This window comes from Sphingobacterium sp. InxBP1, from assembly GCF_026191775.1.
In the GTDB taxonomy this organism is placed as follows: Bacteria; Bacteroidota; Bacteroidia; order Sphingobacteriales; family Sphingobacteriaceae; genus Sphingobacterium; species Sphingobacterium thalpophilum.
In genome coordinates, this window is sequence record NZ_JAINDX010000042.1 from 53,994 (window position 1) to 71,688 (window position 17,695).

The 17,695-nt window shown below is 44.7% G+C and carries 15 protein-coding genes; 5 read left to right on the forward strand and 10 right to left on the reverse strand.

What is annotated here, in order from left to right:
• The first annotated feature begins 2 nt into the window (after window positions 1-2).
• Window positions 3-443, forward strand: a complete 441-nt coding sequence (locus tag K7A41_RS07930) for a luciferase family protein (RefSeq protein WP_265713281.1) — start codon at window positions 3-5, stop codon at window positions 441-443.
• Window positions 444-609: 166 nt separating this feature from the next.
• Here K7A41_RS07930 and K7A41_RS07935 read toward each other — a convergent pair whose 3' ends face one another.
• On the reverse strand, window positions 610-1,074 hold the full coding sequence (locus K7A41_RS07935) for a pyridoxamine 5'-phosphate oxidase family protein (protein WP_265713282.1): 465 nt from the start codon (window positions 1,072-1,074) through the stop codon (window positions 610-612).
• 104 nt (window positions 1,075-1,178) lie between these two features.
• Here K7A41_RS07935 and K7A41_RS07940 point away from each other — a divergent pair, with 104 nt between their 5' ends.
• Window positions 1,179-1,781 carry a TetR/AcrR family transcriptional regulator gene (locus K7A41_RS07940; protein ID WP_265713283.1) on the forward strand — a complete coding sequence of 201 codons (603 nt, stop codon included), beginning with the start codon at window positions 1,179-1,181 and terminating at the stop codon, window positions 1,779-1,781.
• A gap of 125 nt (window positions 1,782-1,906) precedes the next feature.
• Here the strand turns inward: K7A41_RS07940 and K7A41_RS07945 are convergent, their stop codons facing one another.
• The 4 genes from K7A41_RS07945 to K7A41_RS07960 are packed head-to-tail and all read right to left on the reverse strand — an operon-like array spanning window position 1,907 to window position 6,499.
• On the reverse strand, window positions 1,907-3,328 hold the full coding sequence (locus K7A41_RS07945; RefSeq protein WP_265713284.1) for an Ig-like domain-containing protein: 1,422 nt from the start codon (window positions 3,326-3,328) through the stop codon (window positions 1,907-1,909).
• A 10-nt stretch (window positions 3,329-3,338) separates the two neighbouring features.
• Window positions 3,339-4,655: a hypothetical protein gene (locus K7A41_RS07950; RefSeq protein WP_265713285.1), complete on the reverse strand. Its 1,317-nt coding sequence runs from the start codon at window positions 4,653-4,655 to the stop codon at window positions 3,339-3,341.
• 7 nt (window positions 4,656-4,662) lie between these two features.
• The gene (locus tag K7A41_RS07955; RefSeq protein ID WP_265713286.1) at window positions 4,663-5,919 is read right to left on the reverse strand and encodes an OmpA family protein; all 1,257 of its coding nucleotides are present in this window, start codon (window positions 5,917-5,919) and stop codon (window positions 4,663-4,665) included.
• A 1-nt stretch (window position 5,920) separates the two neighbouring features.
• Entirely contained in the window at window positions 5,921-6,499 is a 579-nt protein-coding gene (locus K7A41_RS07960) for a nuclear transport factor 2 family protein (protein WP_028071277.1), read from the reverse strand.
• 361 nt (window positions 6,500-6,860) lie between these two features.
• Here K7A41_RS07960 and K7A41_RS07965 point away from each other — a divergent pair, with 361 nt between their 5' ends.
• From K7A41_RS07965 to K7A41_RS07975, 3 genes are all read left to right on the forward strand, one after another.
• On the forward strand, window positions 6,861-9,275 hold the full coding sequence (locus K7A41_RS07965) for an outer membrane beta-barrel family protein (RefSeq protein ID WP_265713287.1): 2,415 nt from the start codon (window positions 6,861-6,863) through the stop codon (window positions 9,273-9,275).
• 62 nt (window positions 9,276-9,337) lie between these two features.
• Window positions 9,338-12,340, forward strand: a complete 3,003-nt coding sequence (locus K7A41_RS07970) for a sensor histidine kinase (RefSeq protein ID WP_265713288.1) — start codon at window positions 9,338-9,340, stop codon at window positions 12,338-12,340.
• Window positions 12,341-12,402: 62 nt separating this feature from the next.
• On the forward strand, window positions 12,403-13,053 hold the full coding sequence (locus K7A41_RS07975) for a response regulator (RefSeq protein ID WP_265713289.1): 651 nt from the start codon (window positions 12,403-12,405) through the stop codon (window positions 13,051-13,053).
• Between the two features lie 13 nt (window positions 13,054-13,066).
• On the opposite strand, the gene K7A41_RS07980 is transcribed toward K7A41_RS07975, so the two are convergent.
• From K7A41_RS07980 to K7A41_RS08000, 5 genes are all read right to left on the reverse strand, one after another.
• Window positions 13,067-13,942, reverse strand: coding sequence for a lysophospholipid acyltransferase family protein (locus K7A41_RS07980; RefSeq protein WP_265713290.1), 876 nt, complete (start codon window positions 13,940-13,942; stop codon window positions 13,067-13,069).
• Between the two features lie 3 nt (window positions 13,943-13,945).
• Window positions 13,946-14,863, reverse strand: a complete 918-nt coding sequence (locus K7A41_RS07985) for a DUF6268 family outer membrane beta-barrel protein (RefSeq protein ID WP_265713291.1) — start codon at window positions 14,861-14,863, stop codon at window positions 13,946-13,948.
• Window positions 14,864-15,098: 235 nt separating this feature from the next.
• Window positions 15,099-15,719, reverse strand: coding sequence for a porin family protein (locus K7A41_RS07990; RefSeq protein WP_265713292.1), 621 nt, complete (start codon window positions 15,717-15,719; stop codon window positions 15,099-15,101).
• Between the two features lie 148 nt (window positions 15,720-15,867).
• Window positions 15,868-16,623 (reverse strand): LytR/AlgR family response regulator transcription factor, encoded by a 756-nt coding sequence (locus tag K7A41_RS07995; protein ID WP_265713293.1) that lies wholly within the window; start codon window positions 16,621-16,623, stop codon window positions 15,868-15,870.
• Window positions 16,620-17,645 (reverse strand): sensor histidine kinase, encoded by a 1,026-nt coding sequence (locus K7A41_RS08000; protein WP_265713294.1) that lies wholly within the window; start codon window positions 17,643-17,645, stop codon window positions 16,620-16,622. The genes K7A41_RS07995 and K7A41_RS08000 overlap by 4 nt, the downstream gene beginning before the upstream one ends.
• Window positions 17,646-17,695: the final 50 nt, after the last annotated feature.

The window sequence follows — 17,695 nt, forward strand, 5'->3', positions numbered from 1 at the left end:
ATATGTTTTCCTTCATCGTCAAAAGGTTTGGATTTTTAAAGGATATTCCCTTATTCGCCGTTGTATTTGATAGTCTCATGCGATTATGGATGTTCTTTACCAAGCCCGAACTACTGGATTGGATCGATGAACTGGAGGAAAACGCCATACGGATGCCTGGTACTACGGTGGGCATACATAAATATGGTGGTACTCAGTTTAATTACAGAGGACGCGAATTCGCACATATACATAGCAATGGCTTATTGGACATCTTGCTAAATAAAGACCTAAAACGGTCGCTCATAACGGAAGGAAAAATTAAGGACCATCATGTGTTTAAAAATTCAGGATGGATAAGTTTTTATATCCATAGTAAAGAAGACGTAAGCTACGCATCTTATCTTTTAAACAAAGCTTACGACCGGGCTAGGCAAAAAGATAACAAAGAAATTTATAGCTAGAAAACTGAAAGTTACGGAATATGCACAAGCAGAACGGATACCCCTGCCTAAACGCCACAAAAGCCAGCCCTTTTGGAGCTAGCTTGCTACTTATGATTATTTACTTTTTATAGGAGCGTGTTTTGGTATATTAACTCGGGGCCCAATCGTACCATGAGGCCAAATATTAGGCATCCGCAAAAGGCGGTTCGTTCCAGCACTGGCCACGGTCCACAATGGGACGCAATTTTGTGATGCGGAAAGTCGCCGTCGCCATTAACCCATCAGCCTGTTCATCGCCAAATTCTATCCGAAGCTGCTCCCTAATATGTTCTAATTTTTCACCTTCTGTGAGTATTTCAATCGCTTCGGCGTATATCCGCACGCCTTTGTAATCTCTTGCCCGCCCAGCGGGTTCGTACACCAAAAAAACCACGGCTTTATTCTCCTGAATATTGTTTAGTGAAACCGAAGGGTTGTCGCTTAATTCCAGTTCAATATTGCCTGCACTATTTAATCGTGGTGTTCCCATCAAAGCGATTGACGGTTCTCCATTTTTATTCGCTGTGCAGAGCAACTTGTCATGATGACTTTTGAAAAAATCTCTCAGTTGGTCCGTACACAGGGTATTCTGTTGCTGTCTTGTGTCCATTTTAAAAAAATAAGATTCAAATTGTACCTTATCACAAAGATAAACAGAATAACTAAATAAGATACATATTGTTTCTAATTTTTTTTATCTTTATAAAAAATTATATGGAGCAAACTAGAAACAGCAGGAGACGTGGCGATGAACTACTGGAAAGCTTGTACGATGCAACAATGAAGCTGACGACCACAGTAAAGATTACGGACCTGACCTTTCAGCAGATAGCCGATGAAGCCAATACGAGCCGTACAGTGCTATACAGAAGATGGGCAACACCATTTGACTTACTCCAGGAAATATACGCATATAAGGCAAAAAAACTGTTTGATGGGATATTCTTCGCGGAATTAAAAGACAATGGAAGCCTGAGAAAAGATTTTGTACAATTGTTGACTGTATTCCAAAAAGTGTATACGGAGATTGGCACCGAAATTATAAACAACTATTATTTTTTAAGAGCGCAAGACAAAGCGGAGACAAACGAGCTTCCCATACACCAGCAGGCTATTGAAAAATACCTGAACGCAACAAAAGACATATTGTCAAATGCTGAAAAAAGAGGTGAACAAATCAAACAAACGAGTGAAGTAACTTTAATGCTTCCCTTCGACCTGATACGAACGGAAAACCTGATCCGACCTCAAATGATCACCAAAAAGAGGTTAGAAATGATGGTAGATGAAATCTTGTTACCGGTATTTTTAAAATGAAAAAGATGCCACTGACATACTTATAAAGGTTTTGCTATGAAATAACGACGGGCCGCCTGCAGGGAAGTCAAAAAGCCCCTTATCCGGGACGGATCGGGGCTTTAATAAACATATGAAACAAACTCTTAGATTTCTAGATGTCTTTCGTATCGTTGATTTTTCAGCTCAAATACACAACGGACATAGGGACGATACACTTTTTTGACTGCTCCTTGATGCCTTTGTTGCATACCGGTTGCTACTATCTGTGACTGATATTCGCCCTTGACGACTTCGCCCGTATGGGAAAGGATCTCCCAGGAAATCAAGCGAACAATATCACGGGATCCATTTTCAAATAACGTGCTGATATTGGCCGTTACATAACCGTTGTCGGAGATACGTCCCGTAGTGCTTAATTGGGTATATACCTGTTCGTCAGGATTTAACACAACGATATTACCGCTTGCATAGCGCTGCGGGTTTGCGACCGACCTGGCACTAATGATCGCCGTACCTCTTGCCTTGGCGGTGATCTCTCCTTCGGAGCTCACTACCGCCACATTATTGTCAGAGGACGTCCATAGGATTCTTTTATCACTAGCGTCGACAGGAAATACTGTGGCCGCAATGCGTTCGCTATCTCCTACAACGAGCGCTAGGCGCTGTGTCGACAAGGCGATATGTTCGACTTGAACAGGTGTGACGGTAACTTTACAGGTTGAACTTTTTTCGCCGTCGGTGGTAGCGACGCTGATCATAGCCTGACCCGGCTTCTCACCTCTTACCTTTCCATCAACCACTGTGGCCACCTGCTCGTCGGTAGACTTCCAGATCAAGCCTCGTGCGTCAGCATTGATGGGTAATACCTTTGCTGCCAACAGCAAATCCTCGCCAACCTGTATCTGTGCCTGGGTGGGCTGGAGTTCGATAGCCATGATCGGTACTGGATCTACCTGTATAAGCAGGTTTCCTTTGATTGCCATCCCTTTAACTTCGGCAGTCACCTGAACAGTACCCGGGGCTATGGCTCTGATCTTTCCGTTATCCACGGTGCATATCCGGATATCTGAACTATGCCATTCGATCTCTGGAATAGGCTCTGATACATCGTTGGGTTCGATCGTATAGGTAGCCTGTATCTCTTCACCGACCTCTAAGGTCGTCTTGGATATATGTAACTGTAATGCAGACGGCAATACCGGAACCACCCGGACGACAGCTACCGCTTTCAGAGGCTGCCCTCTTACCGATACGGTCACTTTTGTTTCACCGATGCGACGGGCATATACAACACCGTTTTCTACGGTCGCGACCTGAGGATCCAGCGTCGACCAAACATAATCGATATTTCTGATGTCTGCAGGTGTATGTACGACCTGCAGCTTTTCGTATTTTCCAACTACAAGGGTGACCTCCTCCTGTTCAAAAGCTATACTGCTAATATCGGCGGGAGCAATATCTTCTCTGTCACAGCTCGTTGCAAATACAAGCATGTGCAATACGAACAGATATCGGCTCAGGTAAACCAAATTACTCTTCATTTCAATAAATAATATGTTCTTCATTATATTGGTGTCAATATTTCCCTTTCGACAGATTACGCTTTCCTGATTCGAATATCTTGGCTCTAAAGCGGCCATTCGCCGTCGTCGTGCTCATTAAAAACTGGCCATATCCGGCATTGGTTACATGGAATACCCCTTCTACCCATCCATTCTCTATTTTAGTGATATTGATCTTTCCGCCACTGGGTACAATATCTTTGACAATCTCATCCAGGTATCGGCTCATGTAGGTGGTTGTAGAAGTCTGAAAATGGAAATGGTTCCCCCCATTGGCTATACTGTACCCATATTCGCCCACACCGCCATTCCAGCGCAGCAAAAAGTATCCACCACCTTCATTTTCAGGATTCGACAATAAATATTGATTACCTGATTTTGCTACTGAAGACGCTGGGAATCTCACCGCAGCGGAGCCGGCTATACTGAGTTCAATCCAGCCATTGCCGGAGAGGTGCAGATTGGAAAGTAACAGATAAGTTCCCGCGCGCGGCGCCTTCAACTTGAGACTTACTGTAGCCGTAGCGCTGCCATTCATCGCCGCCGGAGCCTGATAAGTCACCGTGCTCGCATCTGCTTTAACAATCTTGCCAGGCCCTATTAGTTCCCATGCATCTATAAATCTACTGGGTAAAGCGGCTGGTGTGCCGACGGGATAACCTGGCTCTGCTCCTTCAGATGGACCAGTCAGCGGAGTCAATAAGTCGTCCCACTTGGTCTGTGTGTAGATCAGTGCACGTACGGACTGGCTCTGCCCCGGTTCGACAGTGGCTTCGTATGGTGACAAGGACAGCCTGTTCATCAAAGACCAGTCGCTGAAATGCGTCGTTTCGTAACTTATTGTTTTTTGCGCCATATCCACACGACTGGCACCGACGTACTTCCAGACCTGGTCGTCCTGCTGGTAGGCAAATCCGAGGGTCTGCGGTAGACCGATCTGTTCGGCTACTTCTTCCAGTCCTAAACTAAGTGTCACCTTTTTCTTAAATGTGAGCTGATGTGGCGTCAATCGGTAAGACAAGCCGATACCGGCAATATTTGTCTGTTCGACCGGTTGCACCGAAATGAGTTTGTCTTCTGTCAATGCGCCGGCAGGAATGGAAATGTGCAGGCGTCCATCTGCCGAAACAAGAGTACCCCCGGCAGCACCGATAGTTTTGCTTGAGATATCTCCTTTAGCCACACCAACCGGACGTGGCAATGGCGTAATAGCGGTACTGACCTCCGGATCAGGCGAAACGGGGTCTTTCTTGCAGGATGTACTGAACAGTAGGCCACAGCTCGTGGCACAGGCCAGCAAAATATATACATAGTTGTTTTTCAGCTTCATTTTGATATCACAGCTTTACGAATTCCACTCTTCTATTTTTTGCTCTGTTTTCCTCACTGAGTTCGTCGGCGACCGGCACCGTGGATCCTTTACCTTCGGTTTCAATCTGCGCAATGGCAACCTCATAAATTTTGACAAGCATATCACGGACGGCATCGGCGCGCTTCTTTGACAATAGCATATTTTTTTCAGGATCTCCCACAGCATCGGTATGGCCCACAATGCGGAGCTTCATCGACGGATTGTCTTTGAGCACGCTTGCCACTTCTTTTATCGTGCCATCACTATCGGATGTTATTTCGGCGGAGTTGGAGGCAAAGAGGATACCACTGGTTTCTAACCTACCACTCGTCAATAGCTTGGACCGCGTATCGGCACTTCCTTCGGCAAACCTGAAATTAGAAACATAGAAGCCCAATTGATCGTTGGTATAATTGGAACTGGCCATATCTAATTTAAGCTGGTTGAAGTTGCTGTTCACTGGCGCTGCATTGGGCAGGTCAAACACCTTCTCTTTATCCAGCCAGATGCGGACCCGTTCTTTTTGAATACTGACCGCCACATGAATGACCTGGCCTACTTTCTTATCAAAATTGGCCACCCTATATTTATCTGTCTCTAGCTTTTTGGCGACATTTTCGTAGGAAGTCAACTGTACCGCCGCTTCCGAACGGTACGGAGCGATACTGACTTTGAGACAGTTTTTTAAACGGTAGTCGTAAGACAAAATTTCGCCTCTATCGCCGCGGTCATAAAAAGCAAAGTTCAAGGCCGGCACCATATAACCGCCTGCCAAAGGCCAGTCCATGATCAGGTCAAACTCAATAGTAGCGTGCTCCCCGATATTGACCACTGGGCTGACAAAAGTCCCTGGATACAACCGCAGCCATTTCCCTTTGACATTATTGAGACTGACAACCTCTCCTTTACTACGGGTGTACCATTTTAAGGGGAACTGTCCCAACGGATCCTGTGAAAAATCGTCTGCAAGAAGTACCCGACTCCCTGGAACAAAATCATACGTAGTCGTACTGCTCAGTCCGCGCTGTTGGCGGACCGCCTCGCCTCCCTGCGCCTCAGCACTGCCAGTTGTCGCAGCAGCCTGCGAGCCTTGTTCGTTTTGCTTTTTGATCTTTCCCTCGATTACATTTTCGATGGTATTCCCAGCTATCTTCTCCGCTTTTTGTTTGATTTTATTAAAAAGTCCCTGAGCCATCGCATTGCCTCCTGTCAATAAAATGACCAATAGTGCTAATCTTTTCATATTATGCGTGTTTATCCTTTTGAGCATGTGAAACCAAAATCTTACTGATTTTCCAGCCTTCGGCAGTAGACAGCATATAGATATAATCAGTGCGCGTAAAGGTTTCAAACTGCAGGGTCATTTTAGCCATGCAGGCCACTGGAGTTTCGTCCAATAATGCAAACTCAGTTACACAGTCATAACTGTGGTCTGCCATCGATTTTAAAAACTTGACAAATTGCTTTTTGGAATACCGCTGCTTTGTCTTGTCTAAATGATAGTCAAAGTCATCGGTGAAAAGATGTTCAACCCACTGTACGTCTCCGATACTGATGGTATTAACATATGCACCGATGACTGAGACAGCATTCCATGTGCGAAGTGGGCTGGATTTTGAAGTGGCATGGACAGCGCTAATTCCTGCCCATATGAGCAACAGCAGGACGAGTGTCTTTTTCATGTTCCTTATGTTACCTCCGACCGCTCGGGGCGCCTTGCCAGACGTTCTGTAGCCGTAAAAAGCACTGCTCAAAAGAGTGATGTAAACCATATGAATGGGCTCCAGTACCTTTTTGTTGATTGTTTCTTTTAAAATAGCCATATTTAATTCATTAATAATTTTAGTTGAGATCTTATCTCAGCTCCTAAAACCTGAGAAATTTCTTTTTCAAAATTAAATTCTATCACTGCGGTAGTCCATCACATCTTTGTGTGGTTTATCGTCAGCAGCCATTTCCGTACAGGTATCCGTACCATATGGTATTTGTCTGACGGACATCAAAAGGCAAAAAGCTTTCTATCGCTGCCCGTTTCGGGCAAGAGTGCGGTAGGCTATATAAGCTTATGAATCACATGAACATGTGGTTGGTCCGACTTTCTTTTCTCACTAATTTGCAGCATCATTAGCGCACTAAGGCAGACCGGTGGCGAAATCTGTCTTTACGATCAAAAAACTATCTCTTATGAAAAACAACATCATCCTTTTGCTGATCATGCTGCTGCTTCCGGCGGCTGGGCTGCTGGCGCAGGCACACAAGCCGCAATACGTGCTTTCGGGAAAGGTGGTCACCACAGATAGCAGCAGCCTCGAAGCTCACCTATTCGATCTGGACAGCAAATTGCTGAAAACCGAACTGCTCGGTCCGACCGGAGAGTTCAGATTTGAAGGCCTCAGCAACGGATCCTACTATGTGAAGATCCATCGCCATCAATCGGATATATATAATTCCAAAGTTTTCGAGATCCGGGATAGAGACCTCCTCTTTCCAGAAATCCATATAAGCGACCAAAGGCTGGAGACGGTCGTGATTGCGAGGACCCGTCCTTATATCGAGCGGCAGGATGGTAAACTTATCCTAAATGTAGAAAGTAGCCTTCAGAATACTGGCGGCTCCGCCTTCGATGTCTTGGAAAAAGCCCCGGGGGTAAGCATCGATGCCAATGACAATATAAGCCTGAGAGGCAAAAACAATCTGCTCATACAGGTTGATGGGAAGAATACACCCCTCACGGCAGACGCACTGGCGGACTATCTACGCGGAATCTCAGCTTCTGCGATCGAAAAAATAGAGTTCATCACCAACCCTTCCTCGAAATATGATGCTGCGGGCACGGCAATTGTCAATATAAAACTCAAAAAAGGAACAAAAAAGGGAACCAACGCAACATTAACGACTGCCATAGGCACAGGAAGGTATATCAAAAACAGCAATAGTTTCCATATCAACCATAGGAATAATAAGGTAAATCTATTTGCTAACTATAATTTTGCCTATCGTGAACTGTCAAACGACCTGATTCTGGACCGAAGCTTTTATGACCAGGACAATCTCACAAAGACCTACTTTCAGGATAACTTTATTAAGACCGACAACAGTAACCATAGCGGAAAGGTCGGACTGGACTATCAGCTCAACAAAAAAAATATACTGGGTGCTGCGATCAGCTTTAATAGCAATGTCTTAACTCCTAACAGCAACAGTAAAACCAGTATAATGGACCGCCAACAGCAGCTCTTAAAGACGATTGAAACACAGAGTGACGCCAAAAACAAGTGGCGAAACGGCAGCCTCAACCTCAACCACAGATATAGCCTTGACTCCCTCGGTTCAGAAGTGAATACCGACATCGACTGGATTCATTATTTTAATAAGTCTGTCCAGCGCTTCGACACCAAAACGACAACACCGGGCCAAACCGGCACAGTACCTTACGTACTACGAGGCAACATAGACGGCGGTTTGGACATCTATGCACTCAAGAGTGATGCGATTATGATTTTCGAACAAAACTGGAAATTGGAAACTGGCATCAAATCGAGTTTTGTGAAGTCGGACAACGATATGGAATTTTATGATCACAGCGCTGAAAAGCCAGTACTGGACACCGGCAAATCCAACCATTACATCTATAAGGAATATATCCATGCCGTATACGGCAACCTCTCAAAAAAATGGAATCGGATGACTGCTATCGTCGGGCTGCGGGCCGAACATACCAATGTGACCGGAACGCAGATCACAATGGACCTGGTCAATAAAAAAAAGTATACGCAGCTGTTTCCGAGCGCATCCCTGTCATTTGATCTCAATGAGGACAACAGGCTGGACATCAATTTCAGCAGGAGAATCTCACGGCCAAGCTACATACAGCTCAACCCCTTCAAATACTATATCAATGCGACAACATATAAGACGGGAAATCCTGGGCTGAACCCACAGACTTCGCAAAATTACGAATTGACATACAGCTTGAAAAACAAATATTTAGCAACAGTGAGCTATAGCAAAACTGCTCAAAACATTACATCTGTTGTCAAACCCATCATTGAAAACGGAGAGAACATTTCAGTGCAGACAGACGAAAATATCAGCGCGGCCTTGTACTATGGACTCTATCTCGTCGCTCCTGTTCAAGTAACAAAATGGTGGGAGATGAATACCAGTGCCAATTTTTATTATGGATCCTACTCAGGCAATGTGTCAGAAACGACAATCAAGAACAAAGGGAACTTTAATGTAGACCTGAACATGGTCAACACGATCAGGTTGGGCAATAATTATGCGGCAGAACTGGCTGCCAGCTACAAGTCAGCAGAAGTCTATGCGTTCGCCCGTATTTCACCACTGTGGTCACTGAATATCGGTGCGCAGAAGAAATTCAGCAACAACAGTACTTTAAAGCTATCTTTTAGCGATATCTTCCGCACCAACTACTACAAAGGACTAACTGTCTATAACAATTACAAAGAAAATTTCAGCACCAAAAGAGATACACGACTGGCCATGCTTTCCTATAGCTACAGTTTTGGAGATAGCAAGTCGACGAAGATCCGAAAAACCGGGGGAGCGGAAGACCTCAAACGGCGCGCAGAATAACAGGCCTCCCGGATTTTATTAAGTCGTGTATTTGTTGCATTTTTGAAAAAATAATCCGCCCGATGATGACGAGCAAAAAGTTTGCGCTGTTTCTGGCAAGCCTCTTCACCTTGCTTCCGTTGATGCTCAAAGCAATGGAAATATCATTTAACCGCATCACCGACGGTCTCGCTTCCAATTTTGTCAACTGTGTCACGCAGACGGCAGATGGATTTATCTGGGTAGGCACCAAAAATGGATTGCAACGTTATGATGGAATCCGTTTCCGCAGACTCCTGAGTCCCGGTCTTCCGGGACTCCCCGTAGACCAGCTCCTCGTATCCCAAAAGTCGAAGTCGCTGCTTGTGCGAATGGAACATACATTTTTCTTGCTCAACCCACAAACAAATAAAGCTCAGGAAGTAAAGGTCGATCAGTACACAAAAGACTTCCAGAATTATCAGATCCGTCTCGTCCAACAAGCTGGGCAGATATTCCTTATACTTCATGGGGTAGACATTCTGATATTGAACGAATCGACAAACAAGTTCGAATCGAGCAGCAATACGATCGGCTTTCCTGCTAACTGGGGGCCAACGTGGCTGCAATACGATGGCACAGGGATATTCTGGATAGCGGGACTACAAGGAATGGGCTATTTTGACAGCAATAAGAAGACCTTTTTTACCAACAATAAGCTGAGTTCGGTCAAGAACATCAACCGCTTTTACAGAGACTCCAGAGGCCGTGTTTTTATCCAGATCAAAAAGCGCCATACAAACGGCCTCATCTATCTTGCCGACACTAATTTTGAAAACAAAAAGCTGATTCCGTCCGAACCCAACAGCCGTAGTAACTATCACGACTTTTACGAATGTGTGGAGTTCGGGAATATCATATGGGCCTATGGTGTCGATATTTTCAATCTCTTCGATGAAGACAAAAAAAAGTTTGTTCAATTTTACGACCAGAAGAATACAGACTACGGCATACAGGTCACCACTGTTTCACAGGTTTTCAGAGACCGCGACCAAAATGTGTGGGTAGCGACGGATAACGGACTGTATATCATGTCAATCATAGGCGATCACGTGCGTAATATCGTTACTTCAGGTATATTTGAAAAGGCGGCCATAACTGATCTGACCTCCTTTGGCCCAGATGGTATTATGGTGGGTTCTTGGGGCGAAAAATTAACCACGATTAAATACAATGATGCGCTTAAAGTAAACCTCGAACCGAAAGTCAGCGATATTTTATACAATGGAGCGCCCACCCAGGACCTGAACTTTAGATATATCTGGTCGATCGAATACGATCAAAAAACGGGAAATAGCTGGATCGGATGCAAAAATGGCAGATTGATCTTTTTTGACGCGAAAACCAGAAGATCGCAGTTTCTGGTGCCCAAAATATTCGGCGGACAATCGATCCGCCGCATTTCGGTCCACCCGAACGGACAGATATGGTTTGGCACCGACAATGGCAAAATCATCCGAAAAGAAAATAGCGGCTATACTATACTCAATGATCTAAAATCGTCCGTCTCCTGCATCCGGCCCGGCAATGGAAACGACGTATGGGTAGGTACTCGGGGCTCAGGCGTATTTCAGCTGGAAGCCAGTTCTGGAAAAATCATAAAAAATTACAAATCGGGCCCCCACGGACTTACCACCTCCAAAATACAAAGCATCGAACTTATCGGTGACAGGCTGCTCGCTATCGCGGGTTATTCCGGTCTTGATATTTTAAATCTGCACACGGGTGAAGTGATAAAATACAACATCGGCAACGGCTTGCCACAAAACATGGTAACAGCCTTGGTAACCGACAATGAAGGTTTATTGTGGATGAGCACGACCGCAGGTATCTGTCGTTTTGATCCCGGCAAACGTGAATTTCGTTCGTTCAACAAGCGGCATGGACTCGTGAATACTTCGAACGTAGCCAATCTGCTGACTTGCGGCGTGAAACTGGCGAGCGGAAAACTTGCATTCAGCAGTGACAAAGCCGTCCTAATTTTCGACCCCTCAAAATTCAACAGGAATAATTCTGCACCAAAAGAGCTACATATCACCGATTTCAAACTGTTTGACAAATACCTGTCGGTCGATTCGCTGATCCGAGCGGGGGGTGTCACACTCGAACACTGGCAGAATTTCTTCTCCATCTTCTATTCGACCCTTTCCTATAACGATCCCGACAGCTTTAAATACTACTACCGGCTTGAAGGTTCGGGAAAATCCTGGATTCCGAGTGATCCTCAGCTGGCTACTAACTTTGCTTCACTGTCTCCAGGAAAATACGTATTTATGGTACGCTCTGAGAGCCAAGGCGGTAAATTTTCGGCCATCACCAAGCTCCCGATCACGATAAAGCCCGCGTTCTATCAGACCTGGTGGTTTTTTGTCATAATTGTTCTTTTTATTTTATCCGGCATTTTTATTTTACACCGCTATCGGCTAAAGAGATTATTGGAAGTACACCGCCTAAGGGAAAAGGTGGCCCGCGACCTGCACGATGATGTAGGCTCTACGTTGACGTCCATCCATATACTGAGCGAGGTAGCCAAAAACGATCTTTCGGAACAGCATCACATCGTACGCTCCTACCTCGACCGGATCGGGGCAAACAGTTCGCAGATGATGCAGGCGATGGATGATATTGTCTGGAGTATAAAGCCAGACAATGATCTGCTGCAGAAGATCGTAGCCCGCATGCGCGAACATGCTGCCTTGATTTTGGATCCGCTCAAAATCCAATATGTCTTTCAAGCGGACGATAGCATACGCGATATAAAATTGGATATGGAACAACGGCGCCATTTATTCCTTATTTATAAAGAAGCGTTAAACAACATTTCCAAATATGCTGAAGCTACACATGTGCATATAAGTATAGGGGCAGGTCCTTCACATATAGAACTGCTGATAAAAGATAACGGCAAAGGCTTTGATTGTTCTAAACAGTACTCTGGCAATGGTCTGTTCAATATGAGCCAACGCAGTCAGTCCTTGGGGGCACAGCTCAGCATTACCTCGTCCGCCAATGTGGGAACCGCCGTTTTGTTGACCCTTAAGATTTAACACAGATTCACATCAACATGGGATTGTTATAACGACAAACATTCTCTAACTTGTACTAAATTATGACAAAGATCCTGATATACGAAGACAACAGCCAATTGAGAGAGGTCTTGTCGATTCTCATCAATAGCGATCCAAAATATGTGGTACAGGCTACTTATGGCCATTGTGCTAATGCCCTCGCAGATATAAAAACGCATGACCCAGACCTCATCTTGATGGATATAGACATGCCTTTTGTAAATGGTATATCGGGACTAAAACTTTTACGGGAGTCGGGATTCAGGGGAAAAATAATCATGCTCACGGTATTTGATGACAATGGAAGTGTTTTTGACGCCATAAAAGCAGGCGCCAACGGCTACATCTTAAAGAAAACACCGCCAGCCAAGATTCTGGAGTATATTGAAGATGCTTTAAACGGTGGAGCTCCGATGACTTCGTCCATTGCCGCACAGGTGCTGCATATGCTTGCTGAAGGCAAAACGACGAGAATGTCCACTTTCGATCTTTCTGCACGTGAAAAAGACGTTCTGGATCTGCTCGTCGAAGGATATAGTTATAAGATGATCGCTGATAAACTGTTTATTTCTATGGATACGGTGCGCTCGCATATCAAAAAAATCTACGAAAAACTCCAGGTCAACTCCAAAAGTGAAGCCGTCGTCAAAGCGCTACGAAATAATCCTTCCGGCGGGATCGGGACTGCGTAGAACTGTTTCCATCTTAGATTTTCCACCGTTTATGTGTCCACAGCCAACCGTAAGGTTCTTCCCGGATATTGTCCGCTAGCAGGTCCATATACTTTTTGGTGATGTCACCCTCTTTCGTCGTTTGCGCTTGAGCAGATATAGGTATGCAAGCTATTTTGTAGCTTCCTTTGGATAGCTGCGTGATATGTAAATAGATCACCGCCGCCTGAGCACTGCGCGCGAGCTTCTCCATGCCGGAAAACACGTAGGTGTCCTGATGCAGTAAAGTAAATCTGTATTTCTCCTCTTTGGTCCGCGGACACTGGTCGGCGAGAAAAAGGTAAACCGCAGGCTCTCCTCTCTCTGACAGCACATGACGTATAATGGCATGGTCAGGGACGAGCCTGAGGCCAAAACGCGACCTTAGCTTAACCATGAACATGTCTATCGGCACAGACTTAAGGGGTCTATAAACAGCATAAACATCATGGCGTATCTTAATGGGCATAAAATTAAACATTTCCCAATTGCCACAGTGTCCCAGGCAAGCAATGACATTGCGCCCATCGTGTATATGTTCTTCTATTAATTCCAGATTTTCAAAGATGATCTTTTGGTCCAGTACCGCTGCCGGAGCGGAAATACCTTTTATGATCTCAGCAAAATAAGAGGCAAAACAAGTATAGAATTTTTTGACGATGGCGCGGATTTCCCCATATCGCTTATCCGGAAAGGAGCGTGCTACATTCTGAATAACCACCTCTTTTCTGTACCCAACGACATAATAAGCTACAAAGAAAGCAACTGAGGCCAGGGTATAAAGAATTGGCATGGGCAATAAGCTAACGGCGTAGGCAATAATATAAATACCTTTATACGCCATTACCTGCAAGGCTTGCTTGGGTTTCATCCGCTAAAATTTCATTTTTAAACCCACCGACCCATATGGGGAGACAGAAAAATAATAATCATTATCACCTGCAAACACGCCCTTCAGCGTCCGGTCGCTGTAAGCTGCCGGACGGTATAGGTTCAGTCCAGCCATACCGGTGACGGACACTTTTTCGCCGAACTTGATCTCGGGACGAAACCCCGTAACGATATACTGGTGGGAGAATATCACATCTTTGCCATCCTTTTTCAGCAGAGCGATCTGCCCGTTCATCTCCAAGGCGTACGATAGTTTGAACCTGTCGTTGAAAGCATAGCCTGCGGACACATCCAGCCCTTCTACGAGTTCGATGTTTACATCAAATTTGCCACTGTGTCTCCATTTGACGTAAACTGCCGGAAATATCATCGGATAACCCAAAGAACTATTGATTGCCAATCCACCACCGATATCGAGTCTGGGATTGAGGTGCCGGATAAAAACCGCACTACCACTGGCCAGAACATTCCTAAAACCGATTTTGGAAAAGTCGGTGGATGGTGAAAAAACACCCATCCCCACGCTCGCGCGCAACGACCACCGATCGTTGAGCGGGCGCAAATGGTAGACACCCATCTGAATATTCATGATTTCGGATACCATATATTCGGAAAAGTTCTGGTTTTTCAACGAAACATAGGATCCGCCGAAACCAATGCCCCAGGCTGTGGGACGCTTGTTCTCGTTTAGAGTCATGGATAAGGGGATATTTACCCCCGCCTGATAGACCATGGCCGAGCCTTTACTGTTACCGATTTTTTCTTTTGGTTTTTCTCCGGGAGGCAGATAATAGTAACCGGAGTTTCCAATGTATTCGGTCTTCAGAAATACCTCCTGAGCCTTTCCGTCGAGCGTTAACAAAATAGCCAACGTGGCTAAGAATAATGTTATTGACTTCATGATGTTAAATTTGTATCTGTACTGATTTCTTGGTGCAAAAGAATGGTGAAAATGACGATCCATAAATCGATATTCCATGGACTTCAGAATCGAGCTGATGAGATGCAGAATAGTGAAAATGGAATAATACGTATATTGTCAGACGAATAGCGCTTTTGCGGACCGAAGTTCAGTCGCTGAACCAACGGCGTGAACCTAAACTCCGGTGCGCAATCTGCTGTAATGGCTGGCGGTGTTAAAATTTGTACGCGATGCCGACGGATGCAACGCGGCTCTTCATGCCTGCCCCTTTCGCTTTATCCAGGTCTGCCAGCCCAAATTGGTAGTTGGCTTTTAACTGCCAGTGCTGGTCAAACTCGTAACCGATGACACCTCCTATTCCATAGTCAAAGCGGTTTAGAGCGGGCATATCGGGAGTCCCGTTCTCTTTGAATAGGCTTACACCTCCCAATTTTGTGCTGATCCCATAACCCGCATAAGCGCCGGCCCCTATAAAAGCCTTTCCACTGCCGAGTTCGCCTTGAATGATCCCATAAAGGGGGATTTCTACGCCAAAGGAATTGAGTTTCCTGGAGGATGTACTGGCGGTGGATTCAAGCTTAGAACTGTGAAAATAGACATCAATACCGGATTGAACCGCGAAATTTGGAGTCAGGTCATATTTGATAAAACCGCCGGCAGAGCCGCCGATGCCCATTTTGCTTTTTAGGCTTTTCGCCTGTCCGCTGAGGCTATAATTTGATAGGCTGCTGTTGGCTCTGAAACCCAAAGACAGCTTGCTCTCCTGAGCGGATAATTGGGTGGAAAAAAGCAGCGTACTGAGGGCGAAAGCTAATGTTAACATGTTCTTTTTCATTGTTCCAAAATTTTAAAATTTTTAATGTTATTATTTTAATTCTGAACAAAAGAACGACGCTCGGAGCAATTCGGGAACCAGGAAACGACGGGCTTTAGAATCTAAAACATGAAGTGTATTTTTAATAAGATGTAATTCCGGAGATAGATTATTCCACGATACCATCCATCCACTTTAGGAAGTCGGGCACGCGTACGCGGCTCACCAAAACCTCATGCGGGCATACTGGGGAAAAGGAAAGCTTGAGACGGCTGTTGAAGTATTTGGCAACATTTTTAATCGCTCTTACATTCCCGATACAGTTGCGTGAGACACGAAAAAATAGGCGGTTGTCCAGGAGCTGCTCCAGCTGTTCCAGTGTATAGTTGATGATATAACGCTTATCACTGGACGTATGAAGGAATACGACCCCGTCTTCACTGTAGAAATGAGCGATATCCTTGGTCTCTATATAGTGGTAGTTCTCACCCTTGGATATCAGAAACCGGTTTTTGGTCCTGACAGACAATAATTGTTCGTAATTCTTAGGGCTGGTGGTATAAGGAACATGCTGAAAAATCTTTTCGAACTTGATCAGAGCGGCTTCTAGCTCGGTCTCATTAAATGGTTTGAGCAGATAATCGATACTGTTCAATTTAAACGCTTTAATAGCGTGCTCGTCATAAGCTGTTGTAAAGATCACTGGCGTGGTGACCTCCAAATGATTGAATATTTCGAAGCAGTTGCCATCGGCAAGGCGTATGTCCATCAGTATTAAATCTACGGCAGAGGTTTTCAGGAATGCGATGGTATCGATGACTGTTTTGGTCTGCTTTTCCAGTTCGTAATCGGGCCGTAATTTGCTGATCATACGTTTCACTTCTTCATATGCGAAGCGTTCATCTTCTACTATCAGGTACTTCATGACTTTATATAGGGAATTTTGACGACAAAAAGTTGTGGGCTATGTTCCACAATAACATCCTGGCCGTATAATTTGTACTGCTGTGTGATATATTTCAGCCCGATTCCGCCCTTCTCCACATCGTTGGATGGCTGGATATTGTTTTCAACGGTTATATAACTGCTGTCTACCGTGATGTTAATGTTCAAAAGGGATTCTTCGGTTGCTTTATTATGCTTGAAGGCATTTTCAATCAATAATTGTAGGGTCAGCGGAATAATCGTATGCTGCTCGGAAGAGGTAAGTTTGTTGACCGTAAATGTAAAAGCATTTTCAAACCGCATCCGCATCAGGAATATATACGAATCCAGGGCGTCCAATTCTTCGGAAACCGACACGACCGGCTGCTGGCTGAGAGACAGCACATAACGGTAGGTTTTGGAGAGTGCCTTTGTAAACTTATTTGCATTCTCCTGATTGATATATATTAATGAAGATAGCACATTCAACGAATTAAACAGGAAATGGGGATTGATCTGTGACCTCAGTGTTTCGTGTTGAAAGAGGAGTACCCTACGTTTTGCGGTTTCGGAATCAGCAATGGCTTTTTGTTCGGACTGGAAGTAATAAATCAGTTCAAACGATAGCAGGATCGGTATATTATTAGTCATCGCAAAGGCAAACTTGACCAGGAAAGAGGGTAATCCTTCTGCTGAAATCAACAGGACGTCATAAATCACGTAATTGAATGTCCATAATACAAGCAGACAAATGACGACCAATCCAGCGATATCCGCCAGAATACGATATAGAATATTTTTGGAATAGGGCAGATATTTATTCAAGAACCTGAGTAAAAGGAAGTCCGCTATACACATGGTAACGATCACCAGATAATGTGAAAACAGCTGGATGTGAAAATGGTCCCATAAATCTTCCTTCATCAGAATTATGCTGAACAGCATCTGGCACAAAGAGTAGATCAATGTGGAGAAGAAAAAAATAAGCAGGTTTTTAATACCTAAGTTTTTAAGTTGGACCATCGCTCAAAAATAAAGTTTTTGGTCTAAGGTTTAATGGCCCCCCCTCATGT